This is a genomic window from Parvularcula sp. LCG005, assembly GCF_032930845.1.
In the GTDB taxonomy this organism is placed as follows: domain Bacteria; phylum Pseudomonadota; class Alphaproteobacteria; order Caulobacterales; family Parvularculaceae; genus Parvularcula.
This window is the reverse complement of sequence record NZ_CP136758.1, coordinates 351151-372538: the sequence shown is the minus strand read 5'-3', so window position 1 is coordinate 372538 and position 21388 is coordinate 351151. Positions and strand designations below refer to the sequence as shown.

The following is a 21388-nucleotide window of genomic DNA, read 5'->3' as shown; positions in this document are numbered from 1 at the left end:
CCCACCCTTTCCCCGAATGGGGCGCGGCCTAGTTTCATCCTGATCTGATGGAGACAGTCATGCGCCACACTCATCTTTCGCTCCTTGCCCTTCTCGCTCTTGCTGCCTGCGGTGACGGGACCACGAATGACTCTGCGTCCTCCTCCTCCGCGGCCGCGACGACCGAAGAGACCAGCGACAGGTCACTGACACCTCAGGGTTATGGCGACATGCGGATCGGCATGAGCGCGAATGACCTGACAGCGCTCGTTGGGACCAGCCCCAACGCGCAGAATACCGGTGATCCCGAAGCATGCATGTATTTCCATCCCGACCAGGCCCCAGCGGGCGTTCTGGTGATGGTAGAGGCCGGTACGCTCACCCGGATCAGCCTGACGGATGGTGCCGATATATCATCAGATCGCGGTATCCATGTCGGCGACGCGGCCGCCAAAGTGAAGGCAGCTTACGGGGACACGCTGCTCGAGTCGCCCCACAAATATGTGGAGGCGCCCGCCGCCTATCTGACGGTTTGGGCCGATGGTCGCGAGGCCCCCTATGTCAGCGCGCCGGAGGCACGGGGCATTCGCTATGAGATTGGCGCTGATGGCAAGGTGACCGCGATCCACGCGGGCGGCCCAGCGATCCAGTATGTTGAGGGGTGCAGTTAATCCCTGCGGCTCGGCCACGCGGATAGGTGCGGCGCAATATTTTTTGGCGCAATTCATCCGTTAACGATATTCATCCACGGTCAGTTAAATTTGACATGCCATCGCTACGCCCGGGACGACGACGTGTGACGGGAGTATCAGCCTTGACAATTTGGGGACCCTGCAGCTTCGACAACGAAGCTGGCAAAGACTTGTTTGACAGTGCCCGCAGTGTCGCCGAACTTGACGCCATTTTTGTGCCCATACTCGACGGTGACGCTGGGCCTGTGGACACCGCTACCGGACAGCGCGTTATCGCCGCCGCCGATATGATCGCGACACTGAACGGTCGGCCAGGATCGCCCCTCCGCCAGCCCCGGATCTCTGAACCGGTCTCTCGGCACGTTGTTGAACGCGCCCGGGACGCCATGTCCTATGTGCTTGAGAATGCCGCCCTCATCGATGAATGGACAAGGCTCGGGCATAGTGCATGGGCCCGGGAGGTGACGCTCCTCATGGGTCGCCTCAACCCCGTTATTCCTTTTACGGAAGAAACTGCACGCCAGGTGCTTGAGCCGGGCACACCCTATCCGCCCCCATGCGTATTCTGTGGAAAGCCCGTCGCCAAAGAAGCGCCGGTAGAGCTGAAAATGCGGCACCATGTGGACGACTTCAACGATGACCAGCGTGTCTTCCACAGCCATCTGACATGCCTGAATGAAAAAGTTCACCCACGGCGTCTGGTGCAGAGCTGGCTCTTCTCACTGGAAGACACCTGAGGGCCCCGCTCGCCTCATTGTATCCCCACGCTAAATAAACGGCATGAAAACACGACCAATCCGCCGTGCCGCTTCGCTACTGGGGCTTGTCAGCCTGTTGTCCCTGATGCCGGGATGCTCCGGCCCCCGCCTCCTGACGACGTTCGCCGCCCCCATCGGCGCGGACATCACCGTGACCCGCGATCTGGCCTATGGACCGGCGCCGAAACAGACCCTCGACATCTACCGGCCGGAAGGCCAAGGGCCGTTCCCGGTGCTTGTCTTCGTGCATGGTGGCGCATGGAATTCAGGCAGCCGCCAGGGCTACGCGTTTGCCGGAGAGCGCTATGCGGCCGAGGGGTATCTGACGGCGGTGATCGGCTATCGCCTTGTGCCCGAGGTGACCTATCCCGCCTTTGTCGAAGATACCGCGCTGGCGATTTCCTACGTACACGCAAATGCTGCCGCCTATGGTGGCACCCGGGAAACGCTTTTCGCGGTGGGCCACTCCGCCGGGGCCTATAACGTGGTGCAGGCCGCGCTGGCGCCGGAGGTCTGGCCAGCGGGAAAGAGCCCCGCCATACTGGACGCCGTCATCGGTCTGGCCGGCCCGTATGATTTCCTACCGCTCGGTCGCGACTCGGCTCGGGCGGCGTTTGGCGGCACACCTGATCTGGGCACCACCCAGCCCGTCAATCGCGTGACCAAGGACGCGCCGCCCATGCTTCTCGTCTACGGTCAGAGAGACAAGTCCGTCGGCCCAACGAACATTGCGTCAATGGAAGCTGCCCTGAAGGCCGCAAAGGTACCGGTTGAAACGATTATTTATCCGGACACGAACCACGCTGATCTTGTGATTGGCATGGCCTTTCCCGGCCGCAACAGCGTCGTTGCGGATACGGTTCAGTTCATGCAGAAAGCGGCAACGACAGACGTGCAGGATTAGTCCGCTGAGACGTCGATCACCCGGTATTCACCGAGCGTTGCGAAATACTCAAGGCCTGTCTCCTCCAGCGCCTGCGGCACCGTTATGGGCACGTGCACGCCGATCGCGCGCAGAATGTGCAAACGCGTATCGAGGATTGCCAATCCCTCTTCCTTCAACAGAAACCAGTAAGGCGGAAAACCGACATGTGAGGGGTGTTCGGCGAAATATTCTTCATACTGCGCATAGTGATTGTCGTTCGCGTCGGCATCGCCCAGATGCATGACGGTCACGTGATCGTTGAGCGTCACCTGGTAAACAAGATTCTGGACCTCGGCTCTCTCGGGCCAGCCTGAATGGGGAATACGGATCGCCGTGACGTCAATATCCTCAAAAGCGAAGGTTGCTGCATCATCACCATTTGACAGGTGCACCGCCCGGATCCGTCCGGCCAGATCATCCGACCATGCAACATCCGCTTCCATCATTTCCAGCACCTGCGCCGGCACGACCAGCATGACGTCCGAGCGCGCCTTGAGGAATGCGATTGTCTTTTCAGCCGAGAAATGATCGCCATGACCATGGGTGACGAACACCGCGTCTATCCCGTCAAACGGCGCCTCGTCCGCCATCAATTTGGCCAAGGCCGTGCCGGGAAGGGCCGGGTAGACGCCATAGCCGTGGTCGAAAAGCGGATCGAACAGGACCTTGGTCTCGCCATCGACCACCATCACCGCCTCATTGGCAAGATAATGCGCGACCGTCCGGCCCTCGCTAGGCGGGTCATGCAGGGCCGCGCCGATTGCGAGGGTCGCCATTGTGGCCAAGGTCAAAATATCGCTCATCGGTGCTCTCCTGCCCCAGCAGTATAAGGCGAGAGGCCGGTTTGGGAAGCGCAGCGCGTACTGGCGTAAACAGGCGGATTGCCTTAACGCGCAGACGATGAACGCACCCCTCGCCCACCCGAACTGGCAGGAAATCCTCGACGCCATCTGCGAGGATATCGGCCCGTTTCTCAATCGCGGAAAGGTCGCCGACTACATCCCGGCGCTTGCTGAGGTGGATCCCGGTGCCTTTGCCATCGCCTTCGCTGGTATTGACGGGACGGAAGCGTCCGCTGGCCTGTCGGACACGCCGTTTTCCATCCAGTCCATTTCCAAGGTCTTTGCGCTCTGTCTTGCCCTCGAGCTGGAAGGCGAGAGCCTGTGGGGCCGGGTCGGTCGGGAGCCGTCAGGCACGGCATTCAATTCGATTGTCCAGCTGGAGCAGGAACGGGGCAAGCCGCGCAATCCCTTCATCAATGCGGGCGCGCTGGTTGTTACCGACTCAATCGTCGGACATTGCGGTGAGCGCAGCGGTATTGCGCGCCTTCTGAGTTTTATCCGGCGCTGCGCTCGCACGCCTGAAATCCACATCAATCCAGTCGTGGCCGATTCAGAGGCCGCCTTCGGTGACCGCAATCGCTCGCTGGCCTATTTCATGAAAAGTTTCGGTGTTCTGCGGCAGGATGTGCCGACCGTTCTCGACACATATTTTAATCAGTGCGCCATCGAAATGTCGGTCAGCGATCTCGCCCGGGCAGGCCTGTTTCTCGCTGCGAACGGCACCAGTCCCGTCATCAATGAGTGGATTACCAATCCCGACCGCGTCGAACGCGTCAACGCCATCATGATGCTGTGCGGACACTATGACATGTCTGGCGATTTTGCGTTCCGTGTCGGCCTGCCGGGCAAGTCTGGCGTCGGCGGCGGCATATTGGCCATCATCCCCAATGTCGGCACGGTCGCCGTCTGGTCCCCCGGCCTGAACACAGCGGGCAATTCGCTCGCTGGCACAGTGGCACTCGAATGGTTCTCCCATCGGGCGGGGATCAACCTCTTTTGAGTATGGGCTGCAGCCGCCGATAGACCAGCGAGCGCCATAGCCATTCGAGCGGACCATAACGGAAGTAGGACAGATACCAGGGTGATATGATCAGCAACAGGATCATGGTGCCGATCACTACCAGCAAAAGCGGCCACAAAGCGACCTGGCCAAACCACGCGAGCCCCCAGGTATGCCCCCCGGCAATCGTTGTACCGATCAGCGAGCAGGCAATGTAGTTCGTAAACGCCATACGGCCGACCGCCGCCAAGCGGCGAAGCGGCCAGCCGCGGGAGACCATCACCGAGATGAGGGCGGCATAGCCAAGCGCGCCAAGATAGCCATCAAGATGTAGAAATGGCGACGTGAAGAGATGCGCATCATAGGTGCCTCCCCTGCCGGCGACAAAGATGAGTTGCGCGGCATCCAGCGCCCAAGCGGCCGCAAGGCATGGCACGGCGATCCACAGGCAAGTGCGTACTGACCACCGCCCCTGCAGCAGACCGGCGCGGTAGAACGCCATCCCAAGGACCATCAGCCCCAGCGTAACGAGCCAGAAGCCGGTCCCGAGAAAGTAATAGAAGATGTAGCCGACCGCATCGCCGAGCCGGTACTGCAGCTGTTCGGGCACGCCGCTGAGCATGGCAGCGATCTGGTAGCCCATCACTTCCTCATTATAGGCCCACATGGAATCTTTGAGGACGCCGTAAATGAGGTCATCGAAAAGCGGCGCCATTTCAGCACCCGCAGACCAGATCGTTCCGAGCAGGAGACAAAAACCACCCCACCAGAAAAGTCGGCTGACGGACATTTTGCTGAACCGCATCGCGATCAGTCCGGTCACCCCGTAAAAGAACAGGATGTCACCGATCCAAATGCCAATCATGTGGATAAGACCAAAGGCGATCAGCCAGCCATTCCGTCGGGCCAGAAGACGTCGCGCATCTTCTCCATACCGATCACCCACAAGAACGAGGCCAGCGCCATACAGCGCTGTGAAAATGGTGCGCCATTTATCATCGACCACGAACCGTTGGCCGATGGCAATCGCCTCATCAAGCGGCGATGGCCACAACCACGGATTGATGTAGTAAGGAAAGGGCATGGTCATGCCCTTGATGTTCACCACGAAGATCATCAGCACGGCGACACCGCGCAGGACATCGATATAGACGATGCGCTGGTCTGCCGGTGTGGGCGCCGGGCCGCCAGTCGGAGAAGATATCATCGGTGAAAACCTGACGCTCGTTAGGTACGCGTCGCTTCACCCTATATCGTTTATCAACAAAAAGGAAGCCGTCAGGCTGCACGTGCTTCCGTCGGCCCCGCCCAGCGCTCGACCATGTCCTTGATCAGGTCGCGGTTCAGGGGTTTGGTCATGAAGTCATCCATACCGGCCTGGAAGCAGGCTTCACGATCCTGCGCCAGCACATGGGCCGTTGCCGCCACGATCGGAACGGGCTTGGCGCGCCGCTGCGCTTCAAGGTGCCGGATGGCGCGGGTGGCGGCATGGCCGTCCATGACAGGCATCGCCACATCCATGATAATCAGGGCCGGACGCCGTTCGGCGAACATTTCGACAGCTTTCTGGCCATTGTCGACCAGGACGACCTCATAGGGACAGCTGCGCAGCAGAGTCTTGATGACTTGCTGATTGACCGCATTGTCCTCCGCCACAAGAATGTAGGGCGCCTGTTCATGTTCATCCGCCGCGGCATCTGCAGACGAGGCGACTTCCACCTTTGACGCCGCCGGCGCCATTGGTGGCGGCACTTTTGACTTGGCCGCGCCCTGCTCCGGCGTTCGCGACGTCTTCTTGAGCGGCAAATCGACCCAGAAGGTCGACCCCTCACCGACAACACTGCTGACATCAATCGTGCCATTCATCAGTGTGGCCAGTTCGTAGCACAGGGACAGCCCCAGTCCGGTCCCGTCAAATTGACGAGATCGCGAAGTGTCAGCCTGTTCGAATTTTTCAAAGATACGGCAACGGACAGACTCCTCGATCCCCATCCCGGTATCCACGACTTCAAGCCGTACGCCGGACTTGATACTCAACACCCTGATTGAAACTTCACCATGCATGGTGAACTTCACCGCGTTCTTGATCAGATGGCTGAGAATCTGACGCACGCGCAGTGCGTCGCCATCGAAATATGGTGGCAGTTCGTTATCAATTTCATGCGTGATTTTCAGGCCTTTGGCCGCTGCGCTGTCCCGATATTTGGCAATGATCTCCGTGACCATGGCGCGAATATCAAAGGGTGCTTCCTCCAGCTTGACGCGCTTCGCCTCGAGCTTCGAGAAATCGAGCACATCGTTGATGACGACCATCAACGCGTTCCCCGCCCCTTCCAGGACTTCGATATATCTTTTCTGCTGATCCGTCAGTTCGGTTGTCTTCATGACCTGGGCCATGCCCAGAATGCCATTCATCGGCGTACGCATTTCGTGGCTGATATTGGCGAGAAAATCGCCCTTGGCCCGATTGGACGCCTCTGCCCGATGCAAGGCGTCCTCAAGCCGCTTGGCCATCACCTTCAGCTGATCTGCTTCACGCGCTTTCTGGCGCGTCATCTGGTTGTCAAAGCGCAGCACCAGATAGCCCACCAGGGCGGACACCAGCGCCACGGCGATGACACTTGTCTCGACGGCTTCGCGAGTGATCAGAGTGGCCGTGACATCCGCGACCGTCGGAATGACCGTGAGAGCCGTCATGCCGGTAAAATGCAAGAGCACTATTTCTGCAACCAGAAGCGCCGCAGCCAGCGCTTTGGGGGCGCCTTTATACCATGCGACCATGGCGAGGACGGAGAACAGGATCGACAGGCTGACCGACAGCACGATGTAGTCCGGCTGCCAGACCAGCATGGCGCCGGTCGTGTAGGCAAACATGCCGAGATAGTGCAGCAGGCTTGTCCCGCAGGCGAGCGCGAGGCCGGCGACGATAGGACCGCTCAGGGATGGCAGGCGCAGATTGGCCCAATAGGCGATGGCCGCGCCAACGATGCCCACGATGGCCGATGCAAAGGTCAGGCCCGCATCCAGCCCCTGGCTCCACTGATATTCGTAAGCGAGCATGCCGATAAAATGCGTGGCCCAAATCCCAAGACCCGTCGCTACAGCGCCGCTGAGCGCCCAGCGCCAGCGTATCGCCAGCTGAGCGTCTCGTGCACGAGTCATGAGCTCAATCGAAGCAAAGCTGTAGATAATGCAGACAACTGCCGCGACCAGGACCAGCTGCCAGTCATGCTGGGTGGCAATACACCCCAGGATTTGCATCATGAAAAACGCCGCATCTACTCTACATAACGCGAGGTCCATACAGGACGACCCATTGCCATTCAGTAAAGTAGCGCCAATTAAATATCAGGTTTCGAAAGACTTAACCGCCCTGAACCAGGCGTTACAAAGACCGTTTGCAGCCCCAATGCGCGGGTGTTAAGATTTGCCGAAGAGAGAGGTGTTAACCATGCTGTTTTCCAGTCTGTCGATATCTGTCCTGATGAGCTTTTCCGCCAGCGCGGGTGCCCCCGGTCCCACGGATGGCGAGGTCTATCGGACGCTCGCCACTGATCCCGTGGCGTTCGAGGACGCGGATCTGAACGGCGATGGTGTTATCAGCGATGACGAATTTGGCCGCTACAAGGATCGCCAGCGCACAGCCCCCGTTCGGAGTCGCCGGTATCGCGCAGGTCTTGGCGGGCATGATCTGAATAATGACAGTGCACTGACGCCCTATGAGCTTTATCCGGAAGCAGATTATGATTTGTCGACGGGCGGCAGCCGTTCACCATCGTCGCGGGTCGATGACGACGCCCCCTACGACGACTGATTTCCCCCTTGTCTGGATGTAGAAAAAGCCGGTTGCCGAAAGGCAGCCGGTTTTTGTTTGTGTCGCCTCATTGAACCAAATGCCAGGAGACGCGTTTGTTCTCCAGAGGCCGGGATCGTCCGGCAATGGAAACGAGGACACGATAATGAATATTCTGCTTTGGATTGTTATTGGCGGCATTGCTGGTTGGTTGGCTGAACAGGTCATGAAATCGAACCAGGGTCTACTGATGAATATCGTTCTTGGTATTGTTGGTGCCGTGGTGTTGAACGCCATTCTGATGGCTGTGGGCGTGGGTACGCTTGGCGGTCTTCTTGGTCAGCTGGTTATCGCCTTCCTTGGCGCCTGCTTCCTGATCTGGATCGGCCGGGTCATCCGTCGCCGGAGCGTCTAAGCGCTAGCGCAATAGAACGAGAAAAGGCGCCCCGAGTGGGCGCCTTTTTAATATGTGTCGTTCTTTGCTATCCATTCAAATACTGCGTCGCGAAAAATCAGATCCAGGACAAATAAAAAAATTGCCGTGGTCCAGACACCTCTTGAAAATTGAACCGCCAGCTTGCGTTCGTCGTCATTATATTTTGATGCATTGCGGATCGCCACGCAGGAGAGGAACCCGGCGAGAAGGAGACCGATCATCGCGCCTCGTTCAGCAACGGCGACCATATCCAGCATCTTCGCTGCGTTGCCGAAGGCGTAAAAGGACGGCGCAAAGCCCGCCAGCGAGCCAACAAGCAATGCCGCATAAACACCCGCAAAAAATGGATGGGACGGGATCGAAAGACCGCGTGAACCGAAGCTGCCTGTCGCCTTCTCTAACGGTGTCTCTTTACGCAAAACGCTCCCCCTCGGTCGAGGAAGGAGCGTCAGATATTTTCAGTAAACTGTCAAACCGCTAATGGCAGAAATTACCGCTCCGCTTTCCGGTATTTGATCCGCTTGGGCACATCGGCATCGGGGCCGAGGCGGCGTTTCTTGTCCTCGATATAGTCCTCGAAGTTCCCCTCGAACCATTCCACATGGCTGTCGCCCTCGAAGGCGAGGATGTGCGTCGCGATGCGGTCCAGGAACCAGCGATCGTGGCTGATGACCACGGCGCACCCCGGATATTCATCAATAGCCGTTTCCAGTTCCCGCAGCGTATCCACGTCCAGATCGTTGGTCGGTTCGTCGAGGAGGAGAAGGTTTGACCCCTCCTTCAGCATCTTGGCCATTTTCAGCCGGTTGCGCTCACCGCCCGAAAGGTCGCCAACTTTCTTCTGCTGGTCGCCGCCCTTGAAGTTGAACCAGGTGCAATAGGCGCGGGAGTTCACCTCGCGCTTCTCCCCAAGCTTGATGATGTCGAGACCGTCGGAGATTTCTTCCCACACGGTCTTTTTGTCATCGAGGTCTTCGCGGGTCTGGCCGATATAGCCCATCTTCACCGTTTCGCCGATCCGGACGGAGCCGTCATCGGGCTGCTCTTCTCCGGTCAGCATACGGAACAGGGTCGTCTTACCCGCCCCGTTGGGACCGATAATGCCGACGATACCGCCGGGCGGCAGCTTGAAGCTGAGATCATCGATCAGCAGTTTCTCACCAAACGACTTCTTGATGTTGTCCACCTCAATCGCGATGCTGCCGAGACGCGGCCCGGGCGGGATCTGGATCTGCGCCGTACTGACGGTTTCGCTGGCCGCCTTGTTGGCCATCTCCTCATAGGCCTGAATCCGCGCCTTGGACTTGGCCTGGCGCGCCTTCTGCCCCTGATTGATCCAGTCCAGCTCGCGGGACAGGGTCTTCTTGTGGGACGCCTCTTCGCGCTTCTCCTGCTCCATCCGCTTCTGCTTTTGCTGCAGCCATGAGGAGTAATTGCCCTCATACGGAATACCCTTGGCCCGATCGAGTTCAAGGATCCAGCCCGTGACATTGTCGAGGAAGTAGCGGTCGTGGGTGATCAGCACGACGGCGCCGGGGAAGTTGCGCAGGTAATTCTCAAGCCAAGCGACGCTTTCCGCATCAAGGTGGTTGGTCGGTTCGTCGAGCAGCAGGAGGTCGGGCTTCGCCAGCAGGAGGCGCGCCAGCGCGACGCGGCGCTTCTCCCCGCCTGACAGCTTGTCCACCGGCCAGTCGCCGGGAGGACAGCGAAGGGCCTCCATCGCCATCTCCACGCGACTGTCGACGTCCCACCCATCCATGGCGTCGATCTCTTCCTGCAGGGAAGACATCTTCTCCATCAGCTCGTCGGAATAATCCTCCGCCAGCTGCATGGAGACGTCGTTGAATTCCTGCACCTTGGCCTTGATCTCCACGACGCCCTCGGCCGCGTTTTCAAAGACCGTCTTGGAATTGTCGAGCTGCGGCTCCTGCGGCAGGTAGCCGATCTTCGCGCCGTCGGCGGCATAGGCCTCACCGGAGAATTCCTGGTCGATCCCCGCCATGATCTTCAGTAGCGTCGATTTACCCGCGCCGTTCACCCCGACCACGCCGATCTTGGCGTCGGGATAGAACTGCAGGTGGACGTTATCGAGGATCTTCTTGGCCCCATAGGATTTGCTGAGGCCTTGCATGAAGTAGATGAATTGGCGGGCCATTCGGCGCTCCGGATATTGGCTGAGGGATGAGGGGCGTGGTTACGCCACCGCGCGACCGATCACAACGCCTGAATGAGCCTTGCACTGCCAGCTGCTCCAGAGGCCGCCGAACCTTACAATCGGCGGGCTGGTACACTATATTTACCAATAAGAGGGACTGCCAATGGGATACGTTGCAAAGACACTGGCGCCGGGGGAACGGGTTCTGACTCAGGCCCGGTTCAACTGGACCTATTCCGTCGGTCCCTTTTTGTGGTTCCTGGTCGGCATCGTGCCGATTTTCTGGGTCGCTTTTGTCCATCTGACGACCGGCGATGTCCCCGGCCAGGGTCAGTGGCTTTATATCCTGGGAGCTGTGCCCGCCTTTGCTGGCATCTGGCTGTTGCTCGCCCATGAAATTGAACTGATCACGACGGAAATCGCCGTCACGACCACGCGGTTTGTCTACAAGACCGGGCTGATCTCTCGCGATACAAAAGAAGTGTCGCTGAACAAGATCGAAGAAATCAATCTTCAGCAATCCATCTGGGGCCGAATTTTCAATTACGGCCATATGATCCTGCGCGGTACCGGCGTCGGCGTTATCACCCTTCCCGATGTCGATAACCCGGTGCAGCTGCGGCGGACAATCGAAGGCGCCAAGGCGCAGCTCCGCGGATCAGGTGATGACAGCCAGATGACCGACGCGCCTGACGACAGCACCGCCGATGACCGCAGGACCAAGGCACCATTGTCAGCGCCGCCCCGTCTGGCTCCCCAGCAACGCTGACGGGACAGGCGCCGAGGCCTATGGGGCGAGGAAACTTTCCAGAGCTTTGAAAAACGCCTCAGGCTGATCATACATGACGAAATGCCGGGCATTGTCGATCCGCTGCGCCGAAAGACGCGGCGCGCCCGAGAACTGCGCGCGGTAAAAAGCATCGGTCTGGTCCGCCGTGTATGGTCCGCCTTCGGCCCAAGGATAGATGATCAGCAATTCAGCGTCGAGACGAGGCAGGTCGTCTCGCAGATCCGTGGTCATCAGGACCTGCATGGCTGCGGCCACCGTCGCGCGATCTGACGCCAAGGTACTGGAGACGATCTGGGCCTGGCGGCTCTCTTTCATCGTATAGGACGCCGCGGTCATCTTGGCTTGCGCGGCATAGGTCGCGTCATCCATCGCCAGCAACTGTTCCGCGAACTGGGCCGCCGCGGGCCGTGCGGCCTCCTCGGTTGGTGCACCGAGGAAAAGGAGCCCCGCAAATGGCAGGCTGTCGACGGACACCACCTTCTCAACACGCGCCGGGGCGGTAAGCGCCAGTTCCGTTGCCATGAAGCCACCCAGACTGTGCCCGATGACCGTCACGCCATCCAATTCCTCCGCCGCCAGATAATTGGTCAGCGCCGCAAGGCGCGTCTCCAGAAAGGGCCCCTCCACAGGCGGCAGGCCAGCAAAACCCGCGAAATGCACAATGTGCACCTCATACTGATCATCAAGACGGTCGGCCGTCTCCGCCCACACGTCGGCGCCACTGGCCAGCCCGGGAATGAGAAGTACGGGCGCGCCTTCTCCCGACACGGTCACTTCCATTGCTGGGGGCTGGTTGTCTTCCGGTACGGCAGCAGACATCAGCGCCGCCATGACAATCTCGATCAACATATCACGCTCTCCTTTTTGTAAAGCTCACTTTACATAAGGCGGGAATTTTGAAATGTAAAGTAGCCTGGACATTATATACCTTGCAAACGATGATCCGAAGGTCTACATAATGGCTTGAGAGGATCAAGCCGATGTCTATTCTGTCCAAACCGTTCTTTCATGATGAAGCCGCTGCCTTTGAATACCTTGAAGGCATTGTCTGGGGCGATGAGCCTGTCTGCCCACATTGTGGCTGCACGGGAAAAATCAAGAAGATCGCGGCAAATCCTGAAAAGCGTGTGCGCCACGGCCTGCACCGCTGCAATGACTGCCGTCGTCAGTTCACGGTCAAAGTTGGCACCGTGTTCGAGCACATGCGCATTCCTCTCCATAAGGCTCTACAGGCTGTCTATCTGATGTGCGCCAGCAAGAAGGGCGTCAGCGCCCATCAGCTGCATCGCATTCTTGAAGTCACCTACAAGACGGCTTGGTTTCTTGCCCACCGTATCCGCGAGGCTATGCGCGCGGGTGAGCTGGCACCTTTCGGCGGCAATGGTGGCGACGTACAGGTCGATGAGACTTTCATCGGCACCGATCCAGAGGCCAATCAGGACGTCCGCAGCCGCAACTACGTGCAGAAGATGAAAGTCCTGACGTTGCTGGACCGCGAAACAGGCATTGCCCGCAGCAGCGTTATTGATGACCTGAAAGTCACGACCATCAAGCCGATTGTGGACGCCAACATTGCCAAGGAGGCTCGTATCGTCACCGACGAGGCTCCACGCTTCAAGCGCATTGCCACAGGCTTTGCTGGTCACGAGAGCGTCAACCACTCTGCCGATGAGTATGTCCGCAAGGATGACCCTACGGTCACAACAAACCACGTCGAGAATTATTTCAGCGTCTTCAAGCGCGGCATGAAGGGCACTTACCAACATTGCGCCAAGAAGCACCTGCACCGCTATCTGGCAGAGTTCGACTTCCGCTATAACCTCCGCTCTGCAAAGGGCGTCAACGATGGGGAACGGACGGAAGCCGCGCTAACGGGTATCGCCGGCAAGCGGCTGACGTATCGATCAGCTTGTTAATTGAGCCGGAAGCTGTCAACGAACGCTTTACCGATAGTCAGTAAAACAGTAAACTCCATATACGTCGTTGTTTTTGTTGGATTTTTATGGCCAAGGTTAAAATGACTATCGAGGCTCCTGCTGCGCATCCCGATGTTCTGGATGTGCGGGACGCCCTCGAACAAGTGAAGGACTTGTTCGAGCTTCTGAGTGAGGAATCTGACTCTGAAACGTTGGCATGGAATTTAACGGCAGCATCTACGAACAGCCCGCTTACCGTCGAGGCCGAGGCTGTGTCGTTGCGGCCGGACATCGAAGTGCGTGGTTTGGCTACCCGACGCATATCCGAAGCTCGGCGTCTCTTTGATACTTCTGGCACAACGTGGGAGCGCTCGGCAATTAACGGCTGGTCCCCAAAGCGTCGGCGCGTCGCTGTTCGACTGCTTAAGCGTAATCGCCAATCGGTTGGAAGAACTCGCGTGGAGTTCCTAAATTTCGACGGCGGCGATTTGGTAATCACTCCATCGAACGCCACGGGCTATCTGCGGCGGCTAGACGATAACACTCTTAGCCCGGATTACTTAATAGGCGATCGTAGTCGGGTTGAATTCGGGTCGCTTGAAGGCGAGTTCATCGAGGTTGGCGCTGATCGCGGACATCCTGCTTTCCGAATTTTGGAGCGAAAAAGCAGGGAGCCAGTCTGGTGTAGAGTTCGCGAAGCCCTGATGGATGAATTTAGCAATTCTCTTTCCATTGACGATATTTGGAAGCAAAAAAGAGTTAGGGTTCGAGGTGAGATTCAATTTGCAGCAAACGGAAAGATCAAGAAAGTATTTGCGACAGCAATATCTCACGTAGCTCCTCGTCGAATGAGTATTGGTGAAATTACAGACAAGGATTTCACCGGCGGCCAAGATATATTGGACTATTTAGATAAACTCCGAGAGGGTGAGCTTGGCTGATATTCCTGAATACTATTGGGACGCGTGCATGTGGATTGCCCTCATCAACCAGGAGGCGGGCCGTGACGATGCTTGCCGGTACGTGTTGCAGCGGGCTCAGCGTAACGAGGTCCAGATCTGGACTTCATCATTTACTCTCGCGGAAGTTTTTAAAAAAAGGTGCATCCCCGGCACTCAAGAAACAGGCATAAGCGCTAGCAATGATGCAAACTTCGAAGATTTTATTGAGCAGCCATTTGTAACGCAGGTTCAGGTTGATAGAGATGTCGGCGTAGCTGCAAGGCGCTTGTTGCGTAGATACCCGGTGCTCAAAAAGCCACAGGATGCAGTTCATTTAGCTACAGCGTTGATCTACAGCCTTGATGAACTGCATACCTTCGACGGCAGTGATCTTATAAGACTAGACGGTCAAATAGAGAAGCCTGACGGAGAGTTGCTGAAAATTTGCGAGCCGCCATCTCCACCTGATCCAAATGCCGGAACCTTGTTTGAGGGATCGCATGACGGTAAAAATGTCACAAAAAAAACAGGCTGATCGCTTTTCAGAAGCCGCACGCGAACTTGAGTGCGACGAGTCCGAGGAAGCCTTTGACCGCGCCATGAAGCGCATAGCGAAAGCGCCACCAAAGACTGACGCTGAGATCAAAGAGGCCGCCGAAAAGGACAGGCCCAAGACTGGACCCGGATCGAATCCCCCAAAGAAGTGAACTGACGGCAAAACTAGCCCTAGACCGCCCCTGTCAGGTTCGTTTGCAAAGTACACAATGTCCAGTAGCCTTTACAATCACTGATCGTCAGGGACAAACAGATCCTCGATCTGACAGCCAAAGACCCGCGCAATCGCGAAGGCCAGCGGCAGCGACGGGTCATAGCGGCCCTTCTCAATGGAGATGACCGTCTGCCGCGATACGCCCAGCGCATCGGCCAGGGCCTGCTGTGACAGGCCCCGTTCGGTGCGCCATTCTTTGAGGCTGTTGTTCAACTGTACCGCCTACCGATAATGGGCGCCACAAGCCCCCATAGGCCAATCTGGGCGGGGAAAATCCAGATCATTGACACACGCTCAAACCCGGCATTTTCAAGAAACCCCAGCGTAAAACTGCCCAGCGCGACAATGATTGCAGCCACTGCAAAGGCTTCAATTTGTATGCGCCGCATCATCTCATCCATCTGTCGCCAGTGTTTCAGAACCGCGGCCGTGACGGCAAGCGCACCAAGCATGGGAATGATGGCAATCACGACCTGAAGCGCTGCGGGAAATGACGTCCGCTGCAGCGTCCAGATCGAGCCGAACAGCAGCACGGCATAAATCGCCAGTCCGGAAAAAAGATCAATCAGATATCGGCGGGTATTGAACATGACGCAACGCTCCTTGAACCGATGATATAGATGCTACCACCGCGAATGTCAAGCTTGCTTTACATTGCGTGCGGAAAGACCTTGGCGATCAGCGCCTCAAGCGCTTCGCGATCAACCTCGTCAAATGTTCCCGCTTCGGGATTGTCGATATCAAGCACCGCGAACAGTTTGCCGTCTGCCCCATAGACAGGCAGCACAATTTCGCTGACAGACCGGCTGTCACAGGCAATGTGGCCTTCGAACTCGTGCACATCCTTCACGACCTGCGTTTCTTCAAGCCGTGCTGCCGCGCCGCAGACGCCGCGGTCGAACGGAATGCGCAGGCAACCCAGCGTGCCCTGATAGGGCCCGACCACAAGCTCCCGCTCTTTCTCCGGATCGACCAAATAGAACCCGGTCCAGATGTTGTCAGGAAAGGCATGGGCCAACAGGCATGATACCGTCGCCATCCGCGCGGTGAGGTTGGTCTCCCCCTCCAGCACAGCGAGAATTTCCTGCGTGGTCTGACGATAGATTTCGCGTTTGTCAGTCATGGCCAGGCCTCCATTCGGTCTTTTCCGGGCAATAGGCCAATCAGCTGTCGGCGTCGAGCCTGTGGCGGGGCGGCTGTGTGTCGCCGGGCCCGAGTGAACGGTACATGAGCACCAGATCACGCCATGCGCCGGCTTTCCATCCCATATGGGGGATGGTGCCCGCCTCGATGAAACCAAGGCGACGATGAAACGGCACCGATGCGCCGCCGGCGCCATCGCCAATGACCGCCAGCATCTGGCGGTAATCATTGGCCTCAGCCCAGTCTATCAGGGTGGTCATCAGTTCCCGCCCCGCCCCCAGACCCTGAGCCTCGGGATTAACGTAGACAGAGTTTTCAAGCGACCAGTCATAGGCTCGGCGCAGGCGGAACGGGCCAAGATACGCAAAGCCAATGACCAGATCGCCCCTGCAGGCCACAAGGTAGGGCAGACCGCGGGACAGCACCCCATCTCGCCGTGCCCGCATGTCGGCCAGATCCGGCGGGGTCCATTCCCACGACGCATTATGGTCGCGCACGGCCGCCCCATAGATGTCTGTCACGGCCACCATGTCTTGGTCCGTCGCCGGACGAATAGACAGAGATGTCATGAAATGGAAAAATCGAGAGGCGCAAGACCATCCACACGGATGGCGACGCGATCGCCGCGGCTCAGCGCACCGACCCCGGCGGGCGTGCCAGTGTAAATGAGGTCTCCCGGCGCCAGCGCCACATAGGTCGACAGGTCGGCAATGATCTGCGCCACGCTATAAATCATGGTGTCGAGTGGTGCAGCCTGCCGCTCCTGCCCATTGACGCTCAGGGAGATCGATTTGCCCCGTGCCATCTCTGCCCCGGGGGTCAGATGGCCGATAACGGCACTATGATCAAAGCCCTTGGCCATATCCCACGGCGCCCCGCGATCCTTGGCCGCCTTTTGCAGGTCGCGGCGGGTCAGGTCGCAGCCCACGGCGTAGCCATAGACGTGCGACAGGGCTTCCGCCTCAACAATATCGGCACCGCCGCGGGCCATGGCGATGACCAGCTCACCCTCGAAATGCAGGTTCTCAGTACGGGGCGGATAGGGAACGTCCGGTGCTTCCAGATCAGGAACGATGACAGCGTCGACCGGTTTGGTGAAATAGACCGGCGGGTCTTTCCTCGCATCGCTTCCCATCTCCGCCACGTGGTCAGCGTAGTTCTTGCCGACACAGAAGACGCGACGAACAGGAAAGACCTGCCCGTCAATACAGGGCACCAGCGGAATTGCCATGGGCATGATGGATAGATTGGCCATGCCGGCAAACTTAGGTCGGTCAAGGCAGAGTGGCTAGTCTGAAGATGCACGACCGTGCCGATCGGCCTCGTCAGACGGTGACACCTCAGGGGCGTCGGCCGATGGGGCGGCCGACTGGCGATCATGGTCAAGCGCCTTGGCCGCCCTGATCGCCGCGAAGGTGGCACGCCGACGCTCGCGGACGGCGCGTAAGTGTTGGGCCCGCCGGTTGGTCGTCGTCTTTTTCAGCCGAAACAGATGCACCCCGAGGAGCGCCAGCCCGAGAACGATCAGCCAGACCATCATCAGGCTTTAAGAACGGCTTTCACTGCGTCCGAGAAGACGTCGAGACCTTCATCCAGCAGCGCATCCGAGATGACGAGGGGGACGTGCGTTCGGATCACCTGCCCCTTCTTGCCAGCGGTCAGGAAGATCAGTCCCAGCTCCCGTGCCTTGGCCTGGATCGCCGCGGCGGCTTCCGGGTTTGGCTGGTGCGCATTGCCGTCGGTCACGCATTCGACTGCCGCCATGGCGCCGACCCGACGCACATCACCGAACACGCCCTTGGCAACGCCGTTCTGCAGCTCGGTCCAGCGCGCTTCGATCTTGGCGCCGATTTCCTCTGCCCGCTGAATAAGGCCTTCTTCCTCAATCACATCAAGGACCGCGAGTGCTGCCGCGCAGGCAACGGGGTTGCCGCCATAGGTGGACCCCATGCCGCCTGCTTCGATCTTGTCGAACAGGGACGCCTTGCCGATGACCGCAGACAATGGCAAGCCGCCCGCGATACTCTTGGCACAGACGAGGAAGTCAGGCTCGATACCGGACTTTTCAATGGCGAACATTGACCCCGTCCGGGCAAAGCCGGTCTGGACCTCATCGGCGATGAACATGATGCCGTGACGCGTACAGATATCGCGCAGCCCCTGCAGAAATTCATTGGGAGCGGGAATGAAACCGCCCTCGCCCTGTACTGGCTCGATGATGATACCGGCCACGTCTTCGGGCCGGATCGATGTCTCGAAAATCGCGTGCAGGCAGTTGAGCGCCATCTGCGCGGTCATTCCCTTGTATTCGTTCGGGTACGGCGCATGATAGACGTCGGAAGGCAGCGGACCAAAGCCAGTCTTGTAAGGGACAGCCTTGCCGGTCAGTGCCGTGGCCAGCAGTGTCCGCCCATGGAACGCCCCTTCAAAGGAGATCAGGCCCGGGCGGCCCGTAATGCGCCGCGCGAATTTGCAGACATGCTCGGTCGCTTCGGAGCCCGTGTTCATGAACATGGTCTTCATCGGTTCGGAGGCCGGGACCAGTGCGTTCAGGCGTTCTGCGAGTTCGACATAGCTTTCATACTGGGCGACGCCGAAACAGGTGTGAACGACCTTGTCCAGCTGCGCCTTGATGGCTTCTTGCACTTTGGGATGACGGTGGCCGACATTGAGCACGCCGATACCGGCGATGAAATCGATATACCGCTTTCCTTCGATATCCCAGAGTTCAGCGCCCTGGGCGCGATCAGCATAAATACCGGATTTGGAAGGCAGGCCCGTTGGGCAGGCCGCGTCGCGTCGCGCCACCATGAGCTCGTTTGAGGGGTATTCGTTCTTGCCTTCCGCCATCTTGCCTTCTCCGTCATTGCATGGGGCCATCCACCGCAGCCCTAGTCAAAGTTTCGCCTCGCACTCAACGGCCTGCCAAGACAAGCGATTTTTGGTGCTTTCGGCTGCCGGGCGGTCAAATTTGGCAGGGGGTTTTTACCGGATCCTCAAAAAGCCCTGCCACAAAGACCCATGGACGGGTTTTTCGACGCAATTGGCCGATTTCTCGGCCTCGACAGTTTCGCAGCAGGCGTCTGGTTCGCGCGCCAGGGCGAGGCGATTGCCCATGGCCGCTATTGGTGGCCCTATCTGGTCGCCGGCCTGCTTGCCGCCCTCTTTGCCTATGGCATTGGCGTTCGGCCATTGGCAGCACGGAAAGGCCTTCGCGGCCTCATCGCCTTTCTTATCCCGATAAAGCTTTGGCGCCGCCGCTCGGCGCTTGTCGATGTGAAGATGTTCGCGCTGAACAAGGGACTTGAGGTCGTCGGCCTGTTCTCCATGTCGGCCCTCGCGATCGTCTCCGCGGCGATCATCGCCACCTGGACCGGGGTCGATTTCGATCTGGCGTCTGCCGATGCCGTCTCCACCACAGAAGCGGTCATTCTCGTCATCATGCTGGTCGCCGCGCTGGACCTCGCAGAATATGCGGCCCACCGCATGTGCCATGAAGTGAAGGCCCTGTGGGCCTTCCACCGGGTCCATCACAGCGCGACGACACTCACCCCTCTCACGGCTTCACGCATCCATCCGGTGGAAATCCTTTTCGAGAGTAGCCTGATGGCCCTCTTTGCCGGGCCGGTCATCGTCTTTGGCACGGCCGTCTTTGGCGGTATGGATCTGGTCCTGATCCTCGGTACGAATGCCTTCTACGCCATCCTGCAGCTGAGCTTTACCCATCTGCGGCACAGTCATGTCTTTCTGCGCTACCCCAAACCCCTGTGCTGGATCTTCTCGAGCCCCGCCCAGCACCAGGTCCACCATTCACGGGCCGAGCGGCACTGGGACCGCAATTATGGTGAGGTTTTCGCCATCTGGGACATCCTGTTCGGTACATACATCCGCCCCCGGAAAAATGAGCGTCTGGTCTTTGGCCTGTCGGCCGACAATGGCGTGTATCGCCCGCGCCCCCATGAAACGCTGAAAGACGCGCTGAGCGAACCGTTTATCTGGGTCCGCCGTCTGTGGGCGGAGCGTCGCGCTGAGAAGGCCGCCCAAGCGCAGAACAGTGTATCGACAGAACCCTCCCGTGAGGCAGCATGAACCGGGGCTTCTCCCTCTATCTGGACGGCCTGAGAGCCGGCGCCGCGTTGCTCGTTCTCATTTCCCATTGGGCCTATGAGCGCTTCACCGGCGGGCAATATGGCTGGATCCGCGAGCACGACCTTGGCGGCGATGCCGTCGTCGTGTTCTTCGTGCTGTCGGGCTTTGTCATTGCCTACACCGCAGAGAAACGAGCGCGCGAGGGGTTGCGCAATTTTGCGGCCGACCGCCTGTCCCGGCTGTGGAGTGTGGCGATCCCCGCCATCCTGCTCGTCATTTTGTGTGACCCGATTGGCATACTGATTGATTCAACTGTCTATGACGGTTTTTTCAGGGGATACGACCCGACACGGCGACTTGTCACGGCCCTGACCTTCACCAATGAGCTGTGGTTCATCTCGGTCAGGCCCGGATCCAACGGCCCTTGGTGGTCGCTGGGATATGAGGCTTGGTACTATGTGATCTTTGCCTGCGCATTCTTCCTTCGGGGAAGCACACGGATTTTCTGGACAACGGCCGCCATCGCACTGGCCGGGCCAAAGATCTGGCTGCTGGCCCCGTCTTGGGGCTTGGGCGTCGCCCTTTGGCATGTCGTCAAGCACAGCGCATCGCTCCGCCTGCGTTCTGGTCTGGCCCTCATCATCCTACCAATCGCCGCTTATGGTTTCATGCAGTCGGCTCACATGCCAATGGCTCTCGAGGCCTGGACCGAGGGGCTGCTGGGGCCGCGCGGCACTGTCCTGATCGGCTATTCCGACACCTTCCTCTGGGCCAACCTTCTAGGTCTCCTCTTCGCTCTGCACCTGCTTGGCGTTCACGTTGTGATGCAGCGCTTCGCCTATGAGCCGGGCGCCGGGCACATTGCCGAGTTTATCCGCTGGGCGGCTGGCGGATCATTCGCCCTCTATCTGTTCCATTATCCCCTGCTGCAATTGAGCGGCGCGGCCTTGCCGGGGGAGATATCCGCTATCTGGCGACATGGCCTTCTTCTCGTCCTGCCGCTGGTCGGCGCGTATGCTCTGGCCGCTATGACCGAGCGCCGGCGAGACCCCATGCGGGATCGCCTGCGCCAACTTCTGGCCGAGCGACCGGCCGGTCGCCGCGGCTGGCTGCCCGCCACGCGGTGAGCACATTTTGCTCTTGCGGGAAGCGAAAGTTTG

Annotated in this window: 26 protein-coding genes; 13 read left to right on the top strand and 13 right to left on the bottom strand. The window is 58.8% G+C overall.

The features are described from left to right. Nucleotides 1-59: 59 nt before the first annotated feature. The 3 genes from RUI03_RS01695 (at nucleotide 60) to RUI03_RS01685 (ending at nucleotide 2333) form a co-directional block, all read left to right on the top strand. A complete protein-coding gene (locus RUI03_RS01695; RefSeq protein ID WP_317288553.1) occupies nucleotides 60-650 on the top strand; it encodes a hypothetical protein in 591 nt (196 codons plus the stop codon). A gap of 143 nt (nucleotides 651-793) precedes the next feature. Beyond that, complete coding sequence (locus RUI03_RS01690; RefSeq protein ID WP_317288552.1) at nucleotides 794-1408, top strand: DUF4259 domain-containing protein; 615 nt, start codon at nucleotides 794-796, stop codon at nucleotides 1406-1408. 43 nt (nucleotides 1409-1451) lie between these two features. Further along, complete coding sequence (locus RUI03_RS01685; protein WP_317288551.1) at nucleotides 1452-2333, top strand: alpha/beta hydrolase; 882 nt, start codon at nucleotides 1452-1454, stop codon at nucleotides 2331-2333. Here the strand turns inward: RUI03_RS01685 and RUI03_RS01680 are convergent. Continuing rightward, on the bottom strand, nucleotides 2330-3157 hold the full coding sequence (locus tag RUI03_RS01680; RefSeq protein WP_317288550.1) for an MBL fold metallo-hydrolase: 828 nt from the start codon (nucleotides 3155-3157) through the stop codon (nucleotides 2330-2332). The genes RUI03_RS01685 and RUI03_RS01680 overlap by 4 nt on opposite strands. Nucleotides 3158-3254: 97 nt before the next feature. Between RUI03_RS01680 and RUI03_RS01675 the strand changes: the two genes are divergently transcribed. Further along, nucleotides 3255-4196, top strand: coding sequence for a glutaminase (locus RUI03_RS01675; protein WP_317288549.1), 942 nt, complete (start codon nucleotides 3255-3257; stop codon nucleotides 4194-4196). Here RUI03_RS01675 and RUI03_RS01670 read toward each other — a convergent pair. Together RUI03_RS01670 and RUI03_RS01665 are read right to left on the bottom strand one after the other, a co-directional pair. Beyond that, nucleotides 4183-5403, bottom strand: a complete 1221-nt coding sequence (locus RUI03_RS01670) for a DUF418 domain-containing protein (RefSeq protein WP_317288548.1) — start codon at nucleotides 5401-5403, stop codon at nucleotides 4183-4185. The genes RUI03_RS01675 and RUI03_RS01670 overlap by 14 nt on opposite strands. 71 nt (nucleotides 5404-5474) lie before the next feature. Continuing rightward, nucleotides 5475-7460 (bottom strand): ATP-binding protein, encoded by a 1986-nt coding sequence (locus tag RUI03_RS01665; RefSeq protein ID WP_317288547.1) that lies wholly within the window; start codon nucleotides 7458-7460, stop codon nucleotides 5475-5477. Nucleotides 7461-7647: 187 nt separating this feature from the next. On the opposite strand from RUI03_RS01665, the gene RUI03_RS01660 reads away from it, so the two are divergent. Then, complete coding sequence (locus RUI03_RS01660; RefSeq protein WP_317288546.1) at nucleotides 7648-8010, top strand: EF-hand domain-containing protein; 363 nt, start codon at nucleotides 7648-7650, stop codon at nucleotides 8008-8010. Between the two features lie 145 nt (nucleotides 8011-8155). Then, on the top strand, nucleotides 8156-8404 hold the full coding sequence (locus tag RUI03_RS01655; protein ID WP_317288545.1) for a GlsB/YeaQ/YmgE family stress response membrane protein: 249 nt from the start codon (nucleotides 8156-8158) through the stop codon (nucleotides 8402-8404). A 47-nt stretch (nucleotides 8405-8451) separates the two neighbouring features. Here RUI03_RS01655 and RUI03_RS01650 read toward each other — a convergent pair whose 3' ends face one another. Further along, nucleotides 8452-8844: a hypothetical protein gene (locus RUI03_RS01650; RefSeq protein ID WP_317288544.1), complete on the bottom strand. Its 393-nt coding sequence runs from the start codon at nucleotides 8842-8844 to the stop codon at nucleotides 8452-8454. A gap of 71 nt (nucleotides 8845-8915) precedes the next feature. Continuing rightward, entirely contained in the window at nucleotides 8916-10580 is a 1665-nt protein-coding gene (ettA, locus tag RUI03_RS01645; protein WP_317288543.1) for an energy-dependent translational throttle protein EttA, read from the bottom strand. A 163-nt stretch (nucleotides 10581-10743) separates the two neighbouring features. Here ettA and RUI03_RS01640 point away from each other — a divergent pair, with 163 nt between their 5' ends. Continuing rightward, entirely contained in the window at nucleotides 10744-11349 is a 606-nt protein-coding gene (locus RUI03_RS01640; RefSeq protein ID WP_317288542.1) for a PH domain-containing protein, read from the top strand. Between the two features lie 18 nt (nucleotides 11350-11367). Here the strand turns inward: RUI03_RS01640 and RUI03_RS01635 are convergent, their stop codons facing one another. Next, nucleotides 11368-12219 (bottom strand): alpha/beta hydrolase, encoded by an 852-nt coding sequence (locus tag RUI03_RS01635; protein ID WP_317288541.1) that lies wholly within the window; start codon nucleotides 12217-12219, stop codon nucleotides 11368-11370. A gap of 131 nt (nucleotides 12220-12350) precedes the next feature. Here RUI03_RS01635 and RUI03_RS01630 point away from each other — a divergent pair, with 131 nt between their 5' ends. From RUI03_RS01630 to RUI03_RS01615, 4 genes are all read left to right on the top strand, one after another. After that, nucleotides 12351-13286 (top strand): IS1595 family transposase, encoded by a 936-nt coding sequence (locus tag RUI03_RS01630; RefSeq protein ID WP_317288540.1) that lies wholly within the window; start codon nucleotides 12351-12353, stop codon nucleotides 13284-13286. An 86-nt stretch (nucleotides 13287-13372) separates the two neighbouring features. After that, nucleotides 13373-14227: a hypothetical protein gene (locus RUI03_RS01625; protein ID WP_317288539.1), complete on the top strand. Its 855-nt coding sequence runs from the start codon at nucleotides 13373-13375 to the stop codon at nucleotides 14225-14227. Then, the gene (locus tag RUI03_RS01620; RefSeq protein ID WP_317288538.1) at nucleotides 14220-14762 is read left to right on the top strand and encodes a type II toxin-antitoxin system VapC family toxin; all 543 of its coding nucleotides are present in this window, start codon (nucleotides 14220-14222) and stop codon (nucleotides 14760-14762) included. The genes RUI03_RS01625 and RUI03_RS01620 overlap by 8 nt, the downstream gene beginning before the upstream one ends. Next, nucleotides 14728-14934 carry a hypothetical protein gene (locus tag RUI03_RS01615; RefSeq protein ID WP_317288537.1) on the top strand — a complete coding sequence of 69 codons (207 nt, stop codon included), beginning with the start codon at nucleotides 14728-14730 and terminating at the stop codon, nucleotides 14932-14934. Before RUI03_RS01620 ends, RUI03_RS01615 begins: the two co-directional genes overlap by 35 nt. Before the next feature lie 77 nt (nucleotides 14935-15011). Here RUI03_RS01615 and RUI03_RS01610 read toward each other — a convergent pair whose 3' ends face one another. The 7 genes from RUI03_RS01610 to gabT are packed head-to-tail and all read right to left on the bottom strand — an operon-like array spanning nucleotide 15012 to nucleotide 19019. Beyond that, nucleotides 15012-15209, bottom strand: a complete 198-nt coding sequence (locus tag RUI03_RS01610; protein ID WP_317288536.1) for a helix-turn-helix transcriptional regulator — start codon at nucleotides 15207-15209, stop codon at nucleotides 15012-15014. Continuing rightward, nucleotides 15206-15586, bottom strand: coding sequence for a hypothetical protein (locus RUI03_RS01605; protein WP_317288535.1), 381 nt, complete (start codon nucleotides 15584-15586; stop codon nucleotides 15206-15208). The genes RUI03_RS01610 and RUI03_RS01605 overlap by 4 nt, the downstream gene beginning before the upstream one ends. A gap of 59 nt (nucleotides 15587-15645) precedes the next feature. Continuing rightward, nucleotides 15646-16119: a GAF domain-containing protein gene (locus tag RUI03_RS01600; RefSeq protein ID WP_317288534.1), complete on the bottom strand. Its 474-nt coding sequence runs from the start codon at nucleotides 16117-16119 to the stop codon at nucleotides 15646-15648. Between the two features lie 40 nt (nucleotides 16120-16159). Further along, entirely contained in the window at nucleotides 16160-16708 is a 549-nt protein-coding gene (locus RUI03_RS01595; RefSeq protein ID WP_317288533.1) for an N-acetyltransferase family protein, read from the bottom strand. Further along, nucleotides 16705-17394, bottom strand: a complete 690-nt coding sequence (locus RUI03_RS01590) for a fumarylacetoacetate hydrolase family protein (RefSeq protein WP_317288532.1) — start codon at nucleotides 17392-17394, stop codon at nucleotides 16705-16707. Before RUI03_RS01590 ends, RUI03_RS01595 begins: the two co-directional genes overlap by 4 nt. A gap of 33 nt (nucleotides 17395-17427) precedes the next feature. Beyond that, nucleotides 17428-17679, bottom strand: a complete 252-nt coding sequence (locus RUI03_RS01585; protein ID WP_317288531.1) for a hypothetical protein — start codon at nucleotides 17677-17679, stop codon at nucleotides 17428-17430. Further along, the gene (gene gabT / locus RUI03_RS01580) at nucleotides 17679-19019 is read right to left on the bottom strand and encodes a 4-aminobutyrate--2-oxoglutarate transaminase (RefSeq protein ID WP_317288530.1); all 1341 of its coding nucleotides are present in this window, start codon (nucleotides 19017-19019) and stop codon (nucleotides 17679-17681) included. Before gabT ends, RUI03_RS01585 begins: the two co-directional genes overlap by 1 nt. 141 nt (nucleotides 19020-19160) lie before the next feature. Here gabT and RUI03_RS01575 point away from each other — a divergent pair, with 141 nt between their 5' ends. After that, nucleotides 19161-20228 carry a sterol desaturase family protein gene (locus RUI03_RS01575; protein ID WP_317288529.1) on the top strand — a complete coding sequence of 356 codons (1068 nt, stop codon included), beginning with the start codon at nucleotides 19161-19163 and terminating at the stop codon, nucleotides 20226-20228. Beyond that, the gene (locus RUI03_RS01570) at nucleotides 20225-21355 is read left to right on the top strand and encodes an acyltransferase (RefSeq protein ID WP_317288528.1); all 1131 of its coding nucleotides are present in this window, start codon (nucleotides 20225-20227) and stop codon (nucleotides 21353-21355) included. The genes RUI03_RS01575 and RUI03_RS01570 overlap by 4 nt, the downstream gene beginning before the upstream one ends. The last annotated feature ends 33 nt before the right edge of the window (nucleotides 21356-21388 follow it).

What these genes read in the sequence shown, in the direction of transcription:
- RUI03_RS01585 (WP_317288531.1), bottom strand. Translation starts at nt 17,679, where the DNA reads ATGATGGTCTGGCTGATCGTTCTCGGGCTGGCGCTCCTCGGGGTGCAT.
- RUI03_RS01575 (WP_317288529.1), top strand. Translation starts at nt 19,161, where the DNA reads ATGGACGGGTTTTTCGACGCAATTGGCCGATTTCTCGGCCTCGACAGT.
- RUI03_RS01600 (WP_317288534.1), bottom strand. Translation starts at nt 16,119, where the DNA reads ATGACTGACAAACGCGAAATCTATCGTCAGACCACGCAGGAAATTCTC.
- RUI03_RS01670 (WP_317288548.1), bottom strand. Translation starts at nt 5,403, where the DNA reads ATGATATCTTCTCCGACTGGCGGCCCGGCGCCCACACCGGCAGACCAG.
- ettA (WP_317288543.1), bottom strand. Translation starts at nt 10,580, where the DNA reads ATGGCCCGCCAATTCATCTACTTCATGCAAGGCCTCAGCAAATCCTAT.
- RUI03_RS01635 (WP_317288541.1), bottom strand. Translation starts at nt 12,219, where the DNA reads ATGTTGATCGAGATTGTCATGGCGGCGCTGATGTCTGCTGCCGTACCG.
- RUI03_RS01630 (WP_317288540.1), top strand. Translation starts at nt 12,351, where the DNA reads ATGTCTATTCTGTCCAAACCGTTCTTTCATGATGAAGCCGCTGCCTTT.
- RUI03_RS01685 (WP_317288551.1), top strand. Translation starts at nt 1,452, where the DNA reads ATGAAAACACGACCAATCCGCCGTGCCGCTTCGCTACTGGGGCTTGTC.
- RUI03_RS01665 (WP_317288547.1), bottom strand. Translation starts at nt 7,460, where the DNA reads ATGATGCAAATCCTGGGGTGTATTGCCACCCAGCATGACTGGCAGCTG.
- RUI03_RS01570 (WP_317288528.1), top strand. Translation starts at nt 20,225, where the DNA reads ATGAACCGGGGCTTCTCCCTCTATCTGGACGGCCTGAGAGCCGGCGCC.
- RUI03_RS01695 (WP_317288553.1), top strand. Translation starts at nt 60, where the DNA reads ATGCGCCACACTCATCTTTCGCTCCTTGCCCTTCTCGCTCTTGCTGCC.
- RUI03_RS01590 (WP_317288532.1), bottom strand. Translation starts at nt 17,394, where the DNA reads ATGGCCAATCTATCCATCATGCCCATGGCAATTCCGCTGGTGCCCTGT.
- RUI03_RS01660 (WP_317288546.1), top strand. Translation starts at nt 7,648, where the DNA reads ATGCTGTTTTCCAGTCTGTCGATATCTGTCCTGATGAGCTTTTCCGCC.
- gabT (WP_317288530.1), bottom strand. Translation starts at nt 19,019, where the DNA reads ATGGCCCCATGCAATGACGGAGAAGGCAAGATGGCGGAAGGCAAGAAC.
- RUI03_RS01640 (WP_317288542.1), top strand. Translation starts at nt 10,744, where the DNA reads ATGGGATACGTTGCAAAGACACTGGCGCCGGGGGAACGGGTTCTGACT.
- RUI03_RS01615 (WP_317288537.1), top strand. Translation starts at nt 14,728, where the DNA reads ATGACGGTAAAAATGTCACAAAAAAAACAGGCTGATCGCTTTTCAGAA.
- RUI03_RS01680 (WP_317288550.1), bottom strand. Translation starts at nt 3,157, where the DNA reads ATGAGCGATATTTTGACCTTGGCCACAATGGCGACCCTCGCAATCGGC.
- RUI03_RS01655 (WP_317288545.1), top strand. Translation starts at nt 8,156, where the DNA reads ATGAATATTCTGCTTTGGATTGTTATTGGCGGCATTGCTGGTTGGTTG.
- RUI03_RS01625 (WP_317288539.1), top strand. Translation starts at nt 13,373, where the DNA reads ATGGCCAAGGTTAAAATGACTATCGAGGCTCCTGCTGCGCATCCCGAT.
- RUI03_RS01605 (WP_317288535.1), bottom strand. Translation starts at nt 15,586, where the DNA reads ATGTTCAATACCCGCCGATATCTGATTGATCTTTTTTCCGGACTGGCG.
- RUI03_RS01675 (WP_317288549.1), top strand. Translation starts at nt 3,255, where the DNA reads ATGAACGCACCCCTCGCCCACCCGAACTGGCAGGAAATCCTCGACGCC.
- RUI03_RS01595 (WP_317288533.1), bottom strand. Translation starts at nt 16,708, where the DNA reads ATGACATCTCTGTCTATTCGTCCGGCGACGGACCAAGACATGGTGGCC.